Below are 15,596 nucleotides of genomic sequence, written 5' to 3' on the forward strand. Positions count from 1 at the left end.
CGGCTTCTGCCATCGGCGTGACTCGACTGTACCAGCCCGCTGAACCCCGTTCAACACTGTGAACCGATCAGGCGCGCGCCCTGCCACTGAACGGGTTGGTCAGCGCTCCTGCGGCCTCGCGCAGCGCAGATCCGACCCGTTCGATGCGGGCTTCCTCCGCCTCTCCGACGCGGATCGCGACCCCCAGCGCGAGCGGCGGATCCGATGGCGCCCAGCCGTCCAACGCGACGGCGACGCCGACGACGCCGCGGAACGACTCCTCGGCATCCAGCGCCCACCCGCGTCGCCTTGCCGCGGCGAGGACCTCGAGAAGGTCGGACAGGGACGTGATGCTGCGCTCCGTCAGAGCGGGGAAGGTGGCGTCGGCGCCGAGGAGCGCCGTGACGTCCTCGTCGCTCAGCTCGGCCAGCAGCGCGCGCCCTGTCGCCGAGAGCGCTGCGGGGAGCCGGGACCCGAGGGGCGTGCCGAGGCGCACGGAGTGCGAACCCTCGTGCCGGGCCAGGTACAGCGCATCGGCCCCGTCCAGCAGCGCGACCTGGACGAGTTCCGTACGCAGCACGGGCGAGGCCTCGCACACGTTGTAGAACTCACGGATCTGGTTGAACTGTGCGGCGAAAGCCCCGCCGAGCTCCGCTGTGCGCAGGCCGAGGCGGTACCCCTGCGCTGTGCGCTGGATCATCCCGCCCGCCTCGAGAGCGAGACAGAGGTTCGTCGTCGAAGACTTCGCGAGCCCGAGATCTCCGGCGAGCTCGGTCAGCGTGCGGGGCCCTTCGGCCTCGGCGAGAAGCCCCAGCAGGCGGATGCTCCGTGTGACGGCAGGTGCAGGGTCGCGGCCATCTCGATTGTCGTCATCCATGGCCGTGCCTTCCGCTGTCGATCAGTAGAACTCGACCGTATCGACCACGGCGCGCAGCGGCCGCCCATCGAGCAGGCGCGCCGCATTCTCTGCGAACCGTCGGGCGATGCGCTCCTCCTCCTTCGAACTCAGAGCCGCGGTGTGCGGGCTGACGAGCACATTCGGGTGCGTCCACAGGGGCGATGTCGGATCCAACGGCTCGCGCTCGAAGACGTCGAGCGCGGCGAACGCGATCCTGCCGTCGTCGAGGGCGGGAAGAAGGTGTGACTCATCGATCACGGTGCCGCGACCGACACTGGCGAGCACCGCCCCCGGCTTCACCGCCGCAAGTACCTCAGCGCCGATGAGGTGATGGGTCTGCTCCGTACCGGGGAGCGTCACGACGATCGCGTCGACGTGCTGAACGACGTCGACGAGATCCTCGAGGGCGATCAGTCGGTCGACGCCCTCGACCGGCGTCCCGGATCGCGAGGTCCCCCAGACCTGCGCGCCGAGCGCCGAGAAACGCCGCGCGCATTCGGCACCGATGCCGCCGAGCCCGACCACGAGGACCGTCATCTCGTCGACCTGACGCATCTCCCACCGCTCCGGCCAGGTGCGCGATCGCTGGTCCTGGATCAGGCGCCCGAGCCCCTTGGCCCCGGCGAGGACGCCGAAGACCGCGAACTCCGCGAGGGTCCCACCGTGGACTCCGGCGCTCGTGGTGAACGTGATGCGATCGAGGGCGTCCCTGCTGAGCTCGGCGGCCTTGACCTGACTGCCGCCACCGGCGGCGGTCGTCATGACCCAGCGCAGGTCCGGGTTGGCCTCGACGGTGCGGGCGAGAGCGGCGGGATCCACGTCCGGGATGCCGAAGAGCACATCGGCCGAATCGACCATCGCATCGAACGCCGCCTGCTGCTCAGGGGTACGCTGATGGTCCGGGTCGCCCGACCAGTCGGCAGGTCCCCGCATCGGCCGCACGAGGGAGTGATCGCGAACGACCTCGAGCCGCGGTTCGAGCTCCTCGATGAGACGGCACAGCGGTTCGGACAGAGGCACCGACACGACTGCGCGGAGGCTGCTCGGGTCGTTCGTCATGATGGTCCTTCCTCAGGTACGGTCCCCAGCACTCTAGCGGAGATTCATCCTGCTGAACCCTATTCATCCGGTTGAACGATTGGTACAGTGGCGCCATGCGCATCTCATCTGCGGACATCGGCGTCATCGGACTCGGGGCGATGGGCCGCCCCATGGCGGAGCGACTCCTCGCCGCCCACGGGCGGCTCATGATCCACGCGCGACGACCGCAGCCGGAGCTCGTCGCCGCTGGCGCGACGTGGGTCGACTCACCCCGCGAACTCGCATCGCGCGTCGATGTCCTCCTCACGATGCTCCCTGACCTGCCTCAGCTCGAGGCTCTCCTCGAGGGTGAGGACGGTCTGCTCGCGGATGCCGGCGACCTGCTCATCCTCATCGGGTCGACATCCTCCGCCCCCGCCGTGCGCGACCTCTCCGCACGACTGGGGGAACGGTCTCGTGGTCGGGTCAGAGTCGTGGACTGCCCTGTTTCCGGCGGGGTCGACGGGGCCACGAACGGCTCGCTGTCCATCATGCTCGGCGGCGACGAAGAGGATGCGACGCGCGCAGCCGATGCCCTCCGCCCGTGCGGGACGCCCGTCCTGCTCGGGCCGTTGGGCGCCGGGCAGGTCGCGAAGGCGTGCAACCAGCTCGTCGTCGCATCCACGATCCTCGCGCTCGGCGAGGCCACCGTGCTCGCCGAGCGCTCCGGCCTCGACGTCGACGCGATGTGGACCCTCCTCTCCGGCGGCTACGCGGGTTCCCGCCTGCTCGACAGCCGGAAGGACAAGCTCGTCTCCGGTGATGACTCCCCCAGCGGAGTGGCCGAGTACATGGTCAAGGACCTGCGCTTCGCCGCGGACATCGCCGAAGCGACCTCGACGTTCCCCGTGCTGCTGCCGGCCCTGCGCAACGCGTTCGACGAGATCGTCGACGCAGGCCTCGGCCAGCGCGACATCGCCGTCTCCCGGCGCTTCGTCGCCTCGCGCGACGCGAACGCGCCCGAGGGCCCCGGGCAGCGATAACCTGAAGTTCCCCCTTTTTCACGACCGAGGAGCAGTCTGTGCCCGAAGCATCAGCGAACATCGGAGTCGTCGGACTCGCCGTCATGGGTTCCAATCTCGCCCGCAACCTCGCCAGCCGCGAGGGCAACACGGTGGCGATCTTCAACCGCAGCTACGAGAAGACCCGGACGCTTCTTGACGAGCACCCCGAGGCGGAGTTCGTCCCGGCATCCACCTACGAGGAGTTCGCCGCGTCGCTGTCCAAGCCCCGCACCGCGATCATCATGGTCAAGGCCGGACGCCCGACGGATGCCGTGATCGACTCCCTCATCGAGGTCTTCGAGCCGGGCGACATCATCGTCGACGGCGGCAACGCCTACTTCCCCGACACGATCCGCCGCGAGAAGGCCGTCCGTGAGACGGGCATCAACTTCGTCGGCGCCGGGATCTCCGGCGGTGAAGAGGGCGCCCTGCGAGGTCCGTCCATCATGCCCGGCGGCTCGGACGAGTCGTGGGTCACGCTCGGCCCGATCCTGAAGTCCATCGCCGCCGTCGCCGAGGGCGAGCCCTGCGTGACGCACGTCGGTCACGACGGCGCCGGCCACTTCGTGAAGATGGTGCACAACGGCATCGAGTACGCCGACATGCAGCTGATCGCCGAGGCATACGACCTCATCCGCCGCGCGACCGGGAAGACTCCGGCCGAGATCGCCGAGATCTTCGCCGAGTGGAACCGCGGCGAGCTCGAGTCCTACCTGATCGAGATCACCGCAGAGGTCCTCCGCCAGGTCGACGCCGAGACCGGCAAGCCCCTCGTCGACATCATCCTCGATCAGGCAGGCGCCAAGGGCACCGGCGCGTGGACCGTGCAGACCGCGCTCTCCCTCGGCGTCCCCGTCTCCGGCATCGCCGAGGCGACCTTCGCCCGGTCGCTGTCCTCCCACCCCGAGCAGCGTGCCGTCGCCGCGCACCTCCCCGGTCCGGACGCGACGGGAGTCGTCGACGACCCCGACGCCTTCATCGAAGACGTCCGCCTCGCCCTGTACGCCTCGAAGATCGTCGCCTACTCCCAGGGCTTCGACGAGATCCGTGCGGGCGCGGCCGAGTACGACTGGAACATCGACCTCGGCGCGATCTCGAAGATCTGGCGCGGCGGCTGCATCATCCGTGCCCAGTTCCTCAACCGCATCGCCGACGCGTATGCAGAGACGCCGGACCTCCCCGTCCTCATGAGCGCGCCGTACTTCGCCGAGGCGTTCACCCGCAGCCAGGAGGCCTGGCGCCGCGTCGTCACCGCCGCCGCGAACGCGGGGATCCCCGCACCGGCGTTCTCGTCCTCGCTGTCGTACTACGACGGCATCCGCGCCGACCGCCTGCCCGCGGCCCTCGTCCAGGGTCAGCGCGACTTCTTCGGCGCGCACACCTACAAGCGCATCGACAAGGAAGGCACCTTCCACACGCTGTGGTCCGGTGACCGCACCGAGATCGAAGCCGTCGACACCCACTGATCGACACGCGCACGGAGGGGCCGGGAACCATCGGGTTCCCGGCCCCTTCCCGTCACATGACGACGTTGTGGTTGCGGCGGAACAGGTTGTCCGGGTCCCACGCCCGTTTGATCATGCGGAGCCGTTCATAGGCCTCCGGCGTGAACATCCCCCGCACGGCGTCCGGCCGCTCCTCCACGGCGAAGTTGCCGTACTCGGCGAGCCGCCTCGTTTCCATCTGCGCCCACTCTGACCGCATCGCCTCCCGCGCCTGATCGTCCACCAGGCCCGGGATGTCGAAGCCGCCCACCATGACGAACCAGGTCGCCGCGCGGGCGGGAAATGCAGTGGCGCCCTGCTCGACCTCGCTGAACGCACCACCGAGCGAACGAAGGAAGATCACCGACGCGGGGTGGGCGCCCTTGAACCTCACCAGGGCGTCGATGAGATCGTCGTCGAGGTGCGCGAAGAGGCCATTGCCGCCGATGAATCCGGGCGGTTCCGCGCCCTCCGGAGCCTCGGGCATCTCCAGCAGGATGTCGCGGTACCTCGGCGTCGTGTATTCGGCCGAGACCCCGGGAAGAGCGGCGACGGGGGCCATGACCTCGTGCAGTCGCCCCTCGGCGCCGCTCGCCCAGACGGCGCTGGTCCTCGCCCCGGCCGGCGCGCTCGGGTCCATGGGCGGCACGTCCATGTACGTCACGGTCACTTCTCTCGGCGCATCGCGCATCACATCGCGCATGACGCGCAACGCGCGAGCGGCATCCTCCGAGATCACATGCTCGCCGTAGGTGATCGCCGGCAGAGGGTGTGCGCGGAAGTCGAACCGGGTCACGACGCCGAAGTTGCCTCCGCCACCACGGAGCGCCCAGAACAGGTCGGCATTCTCGGTGGCGGACGCTTCGACGATCTCCCCACCGGCGGTGACGACCTGCGCGCCGACGAGCTGGTCGACCGCCAGGCCCCAAGCGCGGACCATCCAGCCGATGCCTCCGCCGAGGGTGAGTCCGCCGACACCGACCGAGGCGGTGTCGCCGGAGCTGATCGCCAGTCCGTGCTCGGCGAGGGCCGCCGCGACGTCTCCCCAGACGGCGCCACCCCCGACATGGACGACCGTGCCGTCGATCTCGATGGCTGCGAGGGCCGCGAGCTCGATGCGGATGCCGTCCGACGGCGCATGCGACCAGGGGCCGTGACCCCCGGAGACGACGGTGAGGGGAAGTTCTTGCTGATGTGCACGTCGAACGAGGTCGGCGACCTCGGCGACGGTGGTGGGACGGGTTGTGAAAGCCTCATCGCTCATGGAGAGAGAGGGTACTCCCGGTATCGGACATCCGGGGCCGCATGTTCCCACGCACTCGCGCTCGCCGACGCGAACTCACAGATCACCCATAGCGTTCTCCATAGAAATCACATAGCTGATTCCACAGAATGGGCTCATGACCTCTGATATGCCCGAACTGCGTCGCCCCGACGGATCCCCGCTGCGCATCCTCGCCGTGGACGATGAGCAGATGCTCACCGATCTGCTCGCGATGGCGCTGCGCATGGAGGGCTGGGAGGTCCGCACCGCATCATCCGGCCTCGAGGCCCTGCAGGTCGCGCGCGACTTCGAACCCGACGCCCTGATCCTCGACATCATGATGCCCGACCTCGACGGCGTCAGCGTGCTGCGACGACTGCGCGAGTCCGGCAACCTCGTCCCCGTGCTCTTCCTCACGGCGAAGGATGCCGTCGGCGACCGCGTCGCCGGGCTCACGGCGGGCGGAGATGACTACGTCACCAAGCCCTTCAGCCTCGAAGAGGTCATCGCGCGCCTTCGGGCGATCATCCGCCGCACGGGCGTCGCGGCGACCGACGACAGCCAGTCGATCCTGCGCGTGGGCGACCTGACGCTCAACGAGGACAGCCACGAGGTCGAGCGCGACGGTGTCGAGATCGAGCTGACGGCGACGGAGTTCGAACTGTTGCGCTACCTCATGCGAAACGAGCGCCGCGTGCTGTCGAAGGCGCAGATCCTCGACCGGGTCTGGAGCTACGACTTCGGCGGGAAGTCCTCGGTCGTGGAGCTGTACATCTCATATCTCCGCAAGAAGATCGACGCCGGTCGCACTCCCCTGCTGCACACCGTCCGCGGCGTCGGATACATGATCAAGGCTCCTCAGTGATCAGGAAGAGGATGCACCGGCCGCTCACCCTCCAGGCGCGGTTGATGACCGCCGTGATCGGGTTCGTGTCGCTCATCCTCATCATCGTCGCCGTCATCACCAGCGCGACGCTGGGCACCGCGCTGGAAGGTCAACTCGCCGAGCAGGTGCGGTCGCTGTCGCTGCGCACGACAAGCCTCGTCACCAAGGCATCCATCCCCGCCGCCGTGCGCAACGCCCCCCTGACGGCGCAGATCGCGATGGAGAACGTCGCTCCGCCCGCGAGCGGACTGCTGCTCGCGATCGCCGCACCGGGCAGCGGCGCCAGCGGCGTCGTGGTGAGCGGAACCGGTGAACTGAGGGATCTGACCGCGCGGGAGCTCGCCGACATCGACGACGCCCTCGCCGGCCGATCGACGGGGACGATCACTCTCGACGGCCGCGGATCGACCTCGTATCAGCTCGTCGTCACGCAGACCTCGGTGACGGAGTTCTCCGACAACATCAACGTCGTCACGGGGCTTCCGCGGGACGCGATCCAGAGCACACTGGCGCAACTGCTGACGGTCATCACCCTCGCCACGCTCGGTGGTCTGATCCTGTTGGCGCTGACGACCATGGTCACCATCCGGTACAGCCTGCGACCGCTGCGCGCCGTCGCAGGGACGGCGACGAGGGTGGCCAACCAGCCGCTGGATCGCGGCGAGGTCGAGATCACCGAGCGCGTCCCGGCATCCGAGGCCGATCCGCGCACCGAGACCGGCATCGTCGGTGCGTCGCTGAACAAGCTGCTCGACCACGTCAACGACTCCCTCGCCGCCCGTCAGCGCAACGAAGAGCTCATGCGGAAGTTCGTCGCCGACGCCAGTCACGAGCTGCGCACTCCGTTGGCATCCATCCGCGGATACTCGGAACTGTCGCTGCGCGCGCTCCGTCAGGGAGTGGATGCCGGCGGCACCGAGACCGCACTCGAACGCATCCAGGCGCAGTCCCTCCGGATGACGCGGCTCGTCGAGGACCTGTTGCTGCTCGCCCGCCTCGACGAGGGTCAGGAGCTCGTGCACAGCACCGTCGACCTGACGCAGCTGGCGCTGGAGGGGGTCTCCGATGCCCGCCCGACCGGCCCGGACCACGTCTGGCACATCGACGTCCCCGACGAGCCGGTGACCATGCTCGGCGATGCGGGGAGGCTGCACCAGGTCATCGCCAATCTGCTCGCCAACGCCCGCACGCACACCCCGCCGGGAACCGAGATCACGCTCGGCGTCGCGAAGGAGGGCACCGAGGCCGTCATCCGCGTGCACGACGACGGACCGGGCATCGATCCCGACGTCCGAGACGAACTGTTCGCCCGGTTCGCCAGGGGCGACAGCTCGCGTGCGAGGCAGACCGGTGGCACGGGCCTCGGCCTCGCCATCGTGAAAGCGATCGTCGAGGGCCACCGTGGCACGATCTCGGTCGAATCCGAGCCGGGAGACACGACCTTCACTGTCCGATTCCCCATCACGACGGCATCCGAATCCGCCGTGGCGGGATCCCCCTCCGCCTGACGCAGCCGTCCCGCCTGTCACGCACGCTCCGGCTGGCCGCCCGCCACCGCACGGATGCAGGGAGCAGGCACGGATGCAGGTCCTGTCCGCGGCGTGTCGCCCTGCATCCGTGCGCCGGCCCTGCATCCGTGCGCTCCGTGATGCCTCCGAAGCGGACGGGCGGGGCGGTCCGTGCGCCGCCGTCGCGCCTCCGGCACGGCCGCGACTCCCGGGCGAACCGGCGGATTCCGGGCAGGCGACTCCGGGACGGGCAGGCGGACGGTGCGCGACGAGCACTGCGGGACAGCGGGTCCCTCAGAGGCGGGCGAGCGCCGCGAGGATCGCAGCCTCGACGACCGCCCACCCGTGCACGATGAGGGCGTAATCGAAGCGGAGCGTCTCGTAACCGAGGGCGGATGCCGCGGCATCCCGCATCAGGTCGCGGTGCCGGCTCTGTTCGCCGTCGTGATTCTCCTTGCCGTCCGCTTCGAGGATCAGCCGTCCGCCGACCACGAAGTCGACCCGGCCGACGGTGGGGATCACGATCTGGCAGTCGAGGCGGATGCCGAGGAGATGGAGGCGCAGCCGCAGCAGCGACTCCAGTCCGCTGTCCGCGTCCGACCGGGCGAGATCCATCAGCCACCGCGCGCGCTCGGGTAGTCCGCGGCGTATCCGCGTGATTGCCGGCCTTCCGAGCCTCCGCTGCCGCAGCGCGGACTCGAGTGCGGCGAAGAACGCCTCCTCGCCGTGACAGAAGTACACGTGCACGAGGACGACGTCGAGCGGCGCGACACCGAGGGACCTCGGCCCGGCGAAGAAGTGACCGACGCACGAGCAGGTCGTCGGATGGTGCACCCGCCCGGTCCCACCGAGCCAGACGTGCACAGCCTCATCCTCTTTCAGCGTCCAGACTCCCCACGTCCGCAGCGCTCTCGCGCAGGTCACCGCGCCTCCGTGCGCTGCCGCCTCCGCGACGTCGGGCGAAGTGGTCGAAGTGACGAACACACCGGGACGGACGCGGTGGATCTCCCCCGCGTTCACGGCATCCGCCAGCATCCGTCGAGAGAAGCCGAACTCGTGGAGCCGCGTTCCGCGACTCACTCCCCCGTCGAGCTCGATGATGTGACCCGGACGAAGCATGCCTCGATGCTGCCCGCGTCCGTGAGCGGCGACGGCCCCGCGCGCACGGCTCGTGGACGATCGTAGTCACGCCGCGACTGTGCAGAAGGAGTCACGCGCACGTATGCAGGGCGCAGGCACGGATGCAGGGCGATTCACCCGAAACCGGCCTGCAATCGTGCGGCGGCCCTGCATCCGTGCGCGTGGGTGACAGACGACGGATGCCGCGGCGACAGCGCCCGGACGGACGGATGCCGCGGCGGTCAGTATCCGGCGAAGGCGTCGGTCGTGACGGACCGGGCCTTGTGCAACGCGGGGGCGAGGTCGGCGATGAGCCGCGGCGGGCCGGAGATGAACGTGTGCCGTGCGGCGATGTCGGGGACGGCGCCCTCCAGACCGGCAGCATCGAGCCGGACCCCGCGCGCCCACGTCCAGTGGGACGGCAGCGCTGCCGGTTCGTCCCGGCAGAAGACGACCGTCGGCACTCCGGTCGACTCGAGCTCTGAGCGGAAGGCGAGCTCAGATGCGTCGGCGGCGACGTACACGAGCACGATGTCACGTCGCACGCCGGTCGCCTGCAGCTCGCGCAGCTGCGACACGAACGGGGTGACGCCGATACCGGCGGCGACCATGAGCACCGGCGCATCGCCCTTCGGGAGGAGGAAGTCGCCCCATGTCCCCGTCACGGCGAGCACGGTGCCAGGCTCGGCGGCCGCGAGCGCGCGCTTGTACGAGGAGGGATGCTTCTGGTCGCCGTTCTTGTACGCGATCCGCAGCGTCGGCAGGTCAGCGGGGGCCGACACGATGCTGAACTCCCGCCGCGTGCCCCGCGCGTCGGGCCGGTGGTGCGGCACGTCCAGCTCGAGGTACTGGCCCGGCAGGAACTTCAGCGTGCCCTTCGCACGGAACGTCAACTCCTGCGCGGTGGGGGTGATGAACTCCCGCTTCTCGAGCGTGAGCCTGACCGAACCCCGCAGGGCGAACGACAGCGCGAGCAGGTTGCCGATCAGCAGCGCCCGCTCCTGTCCGAGCGTGAACAGCCCAGCGACGGAGATCGGCCAGCCGGCGAGCACACCGACGAGACCGGCGACCCAGAACTGCTGCCAACGCCGCGGCGGGCTCGTGAGGGGCTCGGAGACCATGAAGAATCCGAGGAACAGGAACGGCGTCTGCAGCACCGCGAACGACAGCGCGACGGGAAGATCCACCTCGAGCCCCGCCTGCTGCGCCTGAACGGCCTGGCGCACCACGGCGGTGCCGACCGCGACGAGCAGGAACACGAGCACGACGCGCACCTTCTCAGTGCGCCAGAGGACGGCGAGCCCCAGCACCGCGACGGGAACGGCCATGGCCGGCGTCCCCACCCACCAGGATGCCGACGACCCGAGCCACGCGAAAGCCCCGAAGGCTCCGGCGACCGAGACGACCGCGGCTCCGAACGCCGCCGGGTTGAAGATGTGCCGACCCCGCCACGCGATCAGGTACTTCGACACGCTCGCCAGCACCCCGGCGAGCACGAGTCCGAACAGCGCCGGCCCGTCGACGCCGGGTCGCATGACGAACAGGAGGATCAGGGCGGTGACGAGGGAGGATTCGATGCGCCACGGCAGATGCAGGAGGCGCTGCGCGGCAGCATCCACGGCCGAGATCGCCACAGCGAGGACGACGAACGAGACCACGAGCTCCAGTGGAGCGGGACCGACCAGCCCGAAGAACGACAGCACGAGGGCGAACACGGCGAGGATCGCGAGGCTCGCCAGTGCGAGCCGGTACATCGACACGGCACCGAGGACGGCGAGGACACGTTGGCGCAGAGAGGTCAGAGATGTCACGGGTTCAACTCTTCCTCATCCTCGACCCCTCGGGGTCGTGAACAGCTCGACCGGAGCACCCGGCGTGCGTTCCGCCCTGCCGGACGTGCTCATCCGCACCCACTCCACGCCCCATCGATGCGCGAGCTCCGGACCGCCGTCGAAGAACAGGGCGGTGGCGACGGCATCCGCGTGCATGGCATCAGCCGCGAACGCCCACGTCGCCGCCCACGTCGTCACCGGAGCCCCCGTGCGCGCGTCGAGCACGTGATGAAGCCCGTCTCCCCACGCCCGCCGATTGATCGCGGACGCGCACAGGGCCTGATCGCGGACGGTCGCGACGCCGATGGCTCTCGTCGGGTCGAACGGATGCTCCAGCGCGATCCGCGCCTCACCGCGCACTGTCATGTCTCCGCCCGCATCGACGACCAACGCGCCGTCGATTCCTGCGAGCGCATCGGTCACGAGATCGACAAGACGCCCCTTGCCGAGAGCGCCGACATCGATCATGGCGGCGGATGCCAGGCGCAGCCGCTCCCGGTTCCAGGTGAGTGTGCGCGTCCACTCCTGCGGCGCCGGTACGGGTGCTCCCGCGTGGAGCGAGTACTCGGCGTCGTACCCGAGCGCGGCGAGGCTGTCGCCGATCAGCGGGTTGACCGCCCCCGCCGTGGCGGCGCTCAGTTCGCGGAACGCCTCGAGCATGGGCGCGGCATCCGCTGTCGCTAGAGCCTCGCCACCCGCGGACGAGAGCCGGGTCACGGTCGAATCGGGCCGGAACCGCGACCATGTCGCATCGAAATCCGCGACGATCCTCTCGACCTCGGAGCGCCGCTCGGCGTCCAGCGCCGACTCGGTCTCGACCTCCCAGCGCGTGCCGATCGCATCGAATCGCCAGGTCGTCATGTCAGGAACAGCAGGTCGTCATGTCAGGAACAGGTCGTCACGCGGCAACAGCGGTCATCTCAGGAGGATGCCTGTTCCCTGATCTCTTCGACGGCGGCGTTGAACCCGCCGCTGGTGAGCGATGAGCCGGCGACGCGGTCGACGTCGAGGTCGTCGAGGGGGACTCCGACGACCTCCTCGGCGATCCCGGCGATGAACTGGCCCTGGTACTGCTCGGTCTCTCTCGCCTGCGGGTCCCCGACGACGTCGACATCGGTCACGATGCCGTCCTCCAGCGTCAGGGTGACGGAGATCTGCTCGATCGTCTCGGGCGTCTGATACGCGCCCTCAGCGGTGTAGGTGCCGTCCGCGTAGTCGCCGGAGGCGGGCGCTGAACCGGACCCCTGCGCGCTCTCCGCATCGGCTGCGCCGGAGCATCCTGCCAGGAGCAGGACACCGGCCACACCGGCGAAACCGACGGTCCGGCGCGCGGACGGCGACAGCGGCTGGCTCATCATGTGATCGAGCGTATGACCGGGCGCTATGAGAGCGCTGTGTCGGCGAGACCGCTCAGGCGTCGCCGCCGAACATGCTCGTGACAGAACCGTCCTCGAAGACCTCGTGGATGGCGCGGGCGAGCAACGGAGCGATCGGCAGGACGGTGAGCGTGTCCCACCGGCGCGACTCCGTGAGCGGGATGGTGTCGGTCACGACCACCTCGTCGATCGCCTCGTCCTGCAGGCGCACGCTGGCCGGGTCGCTGAAGATGGCGTGGGTGGCCGCGACGATGACGCGGCGTGCGCCGTTCGCCTTCAGCGCCTGCGCAGCCTTGACGATCGTGCCGCCGGTGTCGATCATGTCGTCGACGAGGAGGCAGGTGCGCCCCGCGACGGTGCCGACGATCTCGTGCACCGAGACCTGGTTGGCGACCTTGGGGTCGCGACGCTTGTGGATGATCGCGAGCGGGGCACCGAGACTGTCCGACCAGGTGTCCGCGACGCGGACGCGTCCCATGTCGGGCGAGACGATCGTGAGGGTCTCACGGTCCTCTTCGGTGAGGTTCGCACGGAAGTGCTCGAGCAGCACCGGCTTGGCGAACAGGTGGTCGACGGGTCCGTCGAAGAACCCCTGGATCTGCGCGGCGTGCAGGTCGACGCTCATCACGCGGTCGGCGCCGGCGGTCTTGAGGAGGTCGGCGACGAGTCGGGCGCTGATCGGCTCGCGACCGCGACCCTTCTTGTCCTGGCGCGAGTAGGGGTAGTACGGAGCGACCACGGTGATGCGCTTGGCGGAGGCCCGCTTGGCGGCATCGATCATGATCAGCGTCTCCATGAGCCACTCGTTGACCGGCTCACCGAACGTCTGGATCAGGAAGAGGTCGCACCCGCGGATGGACACCTCGAAGCGCGAGTAGATCTCGCCGGAGGCGAAGGTGCGGTGCTCCACCGGAGCCGCCTGCATGCCGAGCACCTCGGCCACGGCAGTGGTCAGCTCGGGGTGCGAGCGGCCACCGGCGACGACAAGGCGCTTCTTCGTCTTGGCGATGAGGCCGGGGGCCACACCGTTGTCCCGATCGAGTGCAACGGTCTTCTTCTTGTGGCCCATGACCTGCCTTACTCTGCAGTTCCGCGCGAGGCGGCTTCGCCGGCCCTGGCAGCCGCTTCCGCAGCTCCGGTACCGGCCCGATTCTTCTCGACCCACCCCTCGACGTTCCGCTGAGGGGCGACGCTCAGAGCCAGGGCACCGGCCGGGACATCCTTTCGGACCACCGCTCCGGCGCCGGTCTTCGCACCGTCTCCAATTCTAACCGGAGCGACGAACACGTTATGCGAGCCCGTGTGGACCTCATCGCCGATCTCGGTGCGGTGCTTGACCAGGTCGTCGTAGTTCGCCGTGATGGCGCCCGCACCGAGGTTCACCCGCTCCCCGATCGTGGTGTCGCCGATGTACGACAGGTGCGGGACCTTGCTGCCCTCGCCGATCTGCGAGTTCTTCGTCTCGACGAATGTGCCGATCTTCCCGTTCGCACCCAGCGTGGTGCCGGGGCGGAGGTACGCGAACGGTCCGACGTTCGCGCCTGCCCCGATCACGGCCAGCGTCGCATCCGTACGGCGGACGACCGCCCCGGCGCCGACCTCGCAGTCGACCAACGAGGTGTCGGGGCCGATCGTCGCACCGGTGTCGATGACGGTGGCACCGGCGATGGTGGTGTTCGGCAGAAGCGTGACATCGGGCGCGAGCTTCGCATCGTCGTCGATCCACGTCGTTGCCGGGTCGACGACGGTGACTCCCTCAAGCTGCCAGCGCCGCACGATCCGCGCGTTGAGGAGACGACCGACCTGTGCCAGCTGCACGCGGTCGTTGACGCCGAAGGTCACCGACACGTCCGACACCACAGAGGCGGCGACGCGCTGACCGGCCCGGCGAAGGAGGGCGGGGACGTCGGTGAGGTACTTCTCGCCCTGCGCATTGTCGACTCCGACAGCCGGCAGGTACTCGCGCAGTGCGGCCGCCCGGAACACGTACATCCCGGCGTTGATCTCGGAGACGGCCGCCTCTTCCGCCGTGGCGTCCTTCTGCTCGACGATGCGGTCGACGTCCCCGCCGCCGTCGCGGATCACGCGCCCGTAGCCGGTGGGGTCGTCGACGACCGCGGTCATGAGGGTCGCTGCGGCCTGGGCCGCGCGGTGCTCCTCGAGGAACGCGGAGAGCGTCGCGGCGTCCGCCAGCGGGGTGTCTCCGGAGAGGATCAGCACGTCGCCGTCGAAGTCGGGGATGGCATCGAGCGCGACCTCGACGGCGCGACCGGTGCCGGGGATGTCGTCCTGATCGACGATCACCGCATCGGGGAACTGCTGGGTGATCGCACCGGCGACCCTGTCGCGCTCGTGCCGGACGACGACCTCGATGTGCTCGGCCCCGAGCCGGGATGCCGACGTGAGCACGTGTCCGACGAGCGGTCGTCCGGCGATCGGGTGCAGGACCTTGGGCAGGGTGGATCGCATCCGCGTGCCCTGACCGGCCGCGAGGACGATGATCGCCAGTCTGTTCTCCGTCATGCTCCGCCGCCAGGACTCGAACCTAGACCTCACAGCTCCAAAGGCTGTCGTGCTGCCATTACACCACGGCGGACCGCAGCCGCGAGGGCTGCCCCACAAGTCTGCCACGGTGCGGAAGAGATACCGCACCGACGGATAATGGAAAGATGAGCCAAGCGGATGAGGTCGACCGGATCGTCGGGGCGTGGAACACCCAGCGACCGGATCTGGACTTCTCGCCTCTCGAGGTCCTCTCCCGGATGGACCGCCTCTCCCGTCACCTCGACCGTGCGCGGCGCGACGTGTTCCGCCGCAGCGACATCGAGTCGTGGGAGTGGGACGTGCTGTCCGCGCTCCGGCGGGCCGGCGCACCGTTCCAGCTGAGCCCGAAGCAGCTGCTTCAACAGACGCTCGTCTCCAGCGGCACGATGACCAACCGCATCGACCGGCTCGTCAGCCGGGGTTTCGTCCGCCGAGAGGCGGACCCGGGCGACCGACGCAGCGTGCTCGTCACGCTCACCGACGACGGACGCGTCCGCGTCGACGCCGCCATCACCCGACTCGTCGACATCGAGGCGGAGCTGCTCAGGGCCCTCTCCCGCGCGGATCGGGAGCGGCTGGCGGCCCTGCTGCGCAAGCTCAGTCTGAGTTTCGACAGCTGATG

At 69.3% G+C, this 15,596-nt stretch carries 14 protein-coding genes and 1 tRNA gene; 5 read left to right on the forward strand and 10 right to left on the reverse strand.

Translation table 11 applies throughout. The annotated features are described in order from the left end of the window. Positions 1–67: 67 nt before the first annotated feature. Positions 68–856, reverse strand: a complete 789-nt coding sequence (locus tag HD600_RS01680) for an IclR family transcriptional regulator (protein ID WP_184281127.1) — start codon at positions 854–856, stop codon at positions 68–70. A 21-nt stretch (positions 857–877) separates the two neighbouring features. Further along, a complete protein-coding gene (locus tag HD600_RS01685; RefSeq protein WP_184281129.1) occupies positions 878–1,936 on the reverse strand; it encodes a D-2-hydroxyacid dehydrogenase in 1,059 nt (352 codons plus the stop codon). A gap of 95 nt (positions 1,937–2,031) precedes the next feature. On the opposite strand from HD600_RS01685, the gene HD600_RS01690 reads away from it, so the two are divergent. Next, on the forward strand, positions 2,032–2,940 hold the full coding sequence (locus HD600_RS01690) for an NAD(P)-dependent oxidoreductase (RefSeq protein WP_184281131.1): 909 nt from the start codon (positions 2,032–2,034) through the stop codon (positions 2,938–2,940). Between the two features lie 83 nt (positions 2,941–3,023). Beyond that, the gene (gene gndA / locus HD600_RS01695; protein WP_206706052.1) at positions 3,024–4,427 is read left to right on the forward strand and encodes an NADP-dependent phosphogluconate dehydrogenase; all 1,404 of its coding nucleotides are present in this window, start codon (positions 3,024–3,026) and stop codon (positions 4,425–4,427) included. Between the two features lie 52 nt (positions 4,428–4,479). Here gndA and HD600_RS01700 read toward each other — a convergent pair whose 3' ends face one another. Continuing rightward, the gene (locus HD600_RS01700; protein ID WP_184281133.1) at positions 4,480–5,709 is read right to left on the reverse strand and encodes an FAD-binding oxidoreductase; all 1,230 of its coding nucleotides are present in this window, start codon (positions 5,707–5,709) and stop codon (positions 4,480–4,482) included. 136 nt (positions 5,710–5,845) lie between these two features. Here HD600_RS01700 and HD600_RS01705 point away from each other — a divergent pair, with 136 nt between their 5' ends. Both HD600_RS01705 and HD600_RS01710 read left to right on the forward strand, forming a co-directional pair. Continuing rightward, positions 5,846–6,574, forward strand: a complete 729-nt coding sequence (locus tag HD600_RS01705) for a response regulator transcription factor (RefSeq protein WP_144797375.1) — start codon at positions 5,846–5,848, stop codon at positions 6,572–6,574. Positions 6,575–6,585: 11 nt separating this feature from the next. Continuing rightward, on the forward strand, positions 6,586–8,103 hold the full coding sequence (locus tag HD600_RS01710; RefSeq protein WP_144797523.1) for a sensor histidine kinase: 1,518 nt from the start codon (positions 6,586–6,588) through the stop codon (positions 8,101–8,103). Between the two features lie 294 nt (positions 8,104–8,397). Here HD600_RS01710 and HD600_RS01715 read toward each other — a convergent pair whose 3' ends face one another. The 7 genes from HD600_RS01715 to HD600_RS01745 form a co-directional block, all read right to left on the reverse strand. Continuing rightward, entirely contained in the window at positions 8,398–9,222 is an 825-nt protein-coding gene (locus HD600_RS01715) for a DUF559 domain-containing protein (RefSeq protein WP_184281135.1), read from the reverse strand. Positions 9,223–9,464: 242 nt separating this feature from the next. Next, positions 9,465–10,976: an FAD-dependent oxidoreductase gene (locus HD600_RS01720; protein WP_184284612.1), complete on the reverse strand. Its 1,512-nt coding sequence runs from the start codon at positions 10,974–10,976 to the stop codon at positions 9,465–9,467. Between the two features lie 72 nt (positions 10,977–11,048). Further along, the gene (locus tag HD600_RS01725) at positions 11,049–11,915 is read right to left on the reverse strand and encodes an FAD:protein FMN transferase (protein ID WP_184281137.1); all 867 of its coding nucleotides are present in this window, start codon (positions 11,913–11,915) and stop codon (positions 11,049–11,051) included. Positions 11,916–11,974: 59 nt separating this feature from the next. Continuing rightward, positions 11,975–12,412, reverse strand: a complete 438-nt coding sequence (locus tag HD600_RS01730; protein ID WP_184281139.1) for an FMN-binding protein — start codon at positions 12,410–12,412, stop codon at positions 11,975–11,977. 52 nt (positions 12,413–12,464) lie between these two features. Next, positions 12,465–13,499 (reverse strand): ribose-phosphate diphosphokinase, encoded by a 1,035-nt coding sequence (locus HD600_RS01735; RefSeq protein ID WP_144797382.1) that lies wholly within the window; start codon positions 13,497–13,499, stop codon positions 12,465–12,467. Between the two features lie 8 nt (positions 13,500–13,507). After that, entirely contained in the window at positions 13,508–14,953 is a 1,446-nt protein-coding gene (gene glmU / locus HD600_RS01740) for a bifunctional UDP-N-acetylglucosamine diphosphorylase/glucosamine-1-phosphate N-acetyltransferase GlmU (protein ID WP_184281141.1), read from the reverse strand. A gap of 1 nt (position 14,954) precedes the next feature. Beyond that, positions 14,955–15,026 (reverse strand) — tRNA-Gln (locus HD600_RS01745). A 73-nt stretch (positions 15,027–15,099) separates the two neighbouring features. On the opposite strand from HD600_RS01745, the gene HD600_RS01750 reads away from it, so the two are divergent. After that, complete coding sequence (locus tag HD600_RS01750) at positions 15,100–15,594, forward strand: MarR family winged helix-turn-helix transcriptional regulator (RefSeq protein WP_184281143.1); 495 nt, start codon at positions 15,100–15,102, stop codon at positions 15,592–15,594. The last annotated feature ends 2 nt before the right edge of the window (positions 15,595–15,596 follow it).

The sequence above is a fragment of the Microbacterium ginsengiterrae genome, assembly GCF_014205075.1.
In the GTDB taxonomy this organism is placed as follows: Bacteria; Actinomycetota; Actinomycetes; order Actinomycetales; family Microbacteriaceae; genus Microbacterium; species Microbacterium ginsengiterrae.

Bases quoted from the DNA above. Each gene is read 5' to 3' on its own strand.
- HD600_RS01680 (WP_184281127.1), bottom strand. From the start codon at position 856: ATGGATGACGACAATCGAGATGGCCGCGACCCTGCACCTGCCGTCACA.
- HD600_RS01685 (WP_184281129.1), bottom strand. From the start codon at position 1,936: ATGACGAACGACCCGAGCAGCCTCCGCGCAGTCGTGTCGGTGCCTCTG.
- HD600_RS01690 (WP_184281131.1), top strand. From the start codon at position 2,032: ATGCGCATCTCATCTGCGGACATCGGCGTCATCGGACTCGGGGCGATG.
- gndA (WP_206706052.1), top strand. From the start codon at position 3,024: ATGGGTTCCAATCTCGCCCGCAACCTCGCCAGCCGCGAGGGCAACACG.
- HD600_RS01700 (WP_184281133.1), bottom strand. From the start codon at position 5,709: ATGAGCGATGAGGCTTTCACAACCCGTCCCACCACCGTCGCCGAGGTC.
- HD600_RS01705 (WP_144797375.1), top strand. From the start codon at position 5,846: ATGACCTCTGATATGCCCGAACTGCGTCGCCCCGACGGATCCCCGCTG.
- HD600_RS01710 (WP_144797523.1), top strand. From the start codon at position 6,586: ATGCACCGGCCGCTCACCCTCCAGGCGCGGTTGATGACCGCCGTGATC.
- HD600_RS01715 (WP_184281135.1), bottom strand. From the start codon at position 9,222: ATGCTTCGTCCGGGTCACATCATCGAGCTCGACGGGGGAGTGAGTCGC.
- HD600_RS01720 (WP_184284612.1), bottom strand. From the start codon at position 10,976: ATGTACCGGCTCGCACTGGCGAGCCTCGCGATCCTCGCCGTGTTCGCC.
- HD600_RS01725 (WP_184281137.1), bottom strand. From the start codon at position 11,915: ATGACGACCTGGCGATTCGATGCGATCGGCACGCGCTGGGAGGTCGAG.
- HD600_RS01730 (WP_184281139.1), bottom strand. From the start codon at position 12,412: ATGATGAGCCAGCCGCTGTCGCCGTCCGCGCGCCGGACCGTCGGTTTC.
- HD600_RS01735 (WP_144797382.1), bottom strand. From the start codon at position 13,499: ATGGGCCACAAGAAGAAGACCGTTGCACTCGATCGGGACAACGGTGTG.
- glmU (WP_184281141.1), bottom strand. From the start codon at position 14,953: ATGACGGAGAACAGACTGGCGATCATCGTCCTCGCGGCCGGTCAGGGC.
- HD600_RS01750 (WP_184281143.1), top strand. From the start codon at position 15,100: ATGAGCCAAGCGGATGAGGTCGACCGGATCGTCGGGGCGTGGAACACC.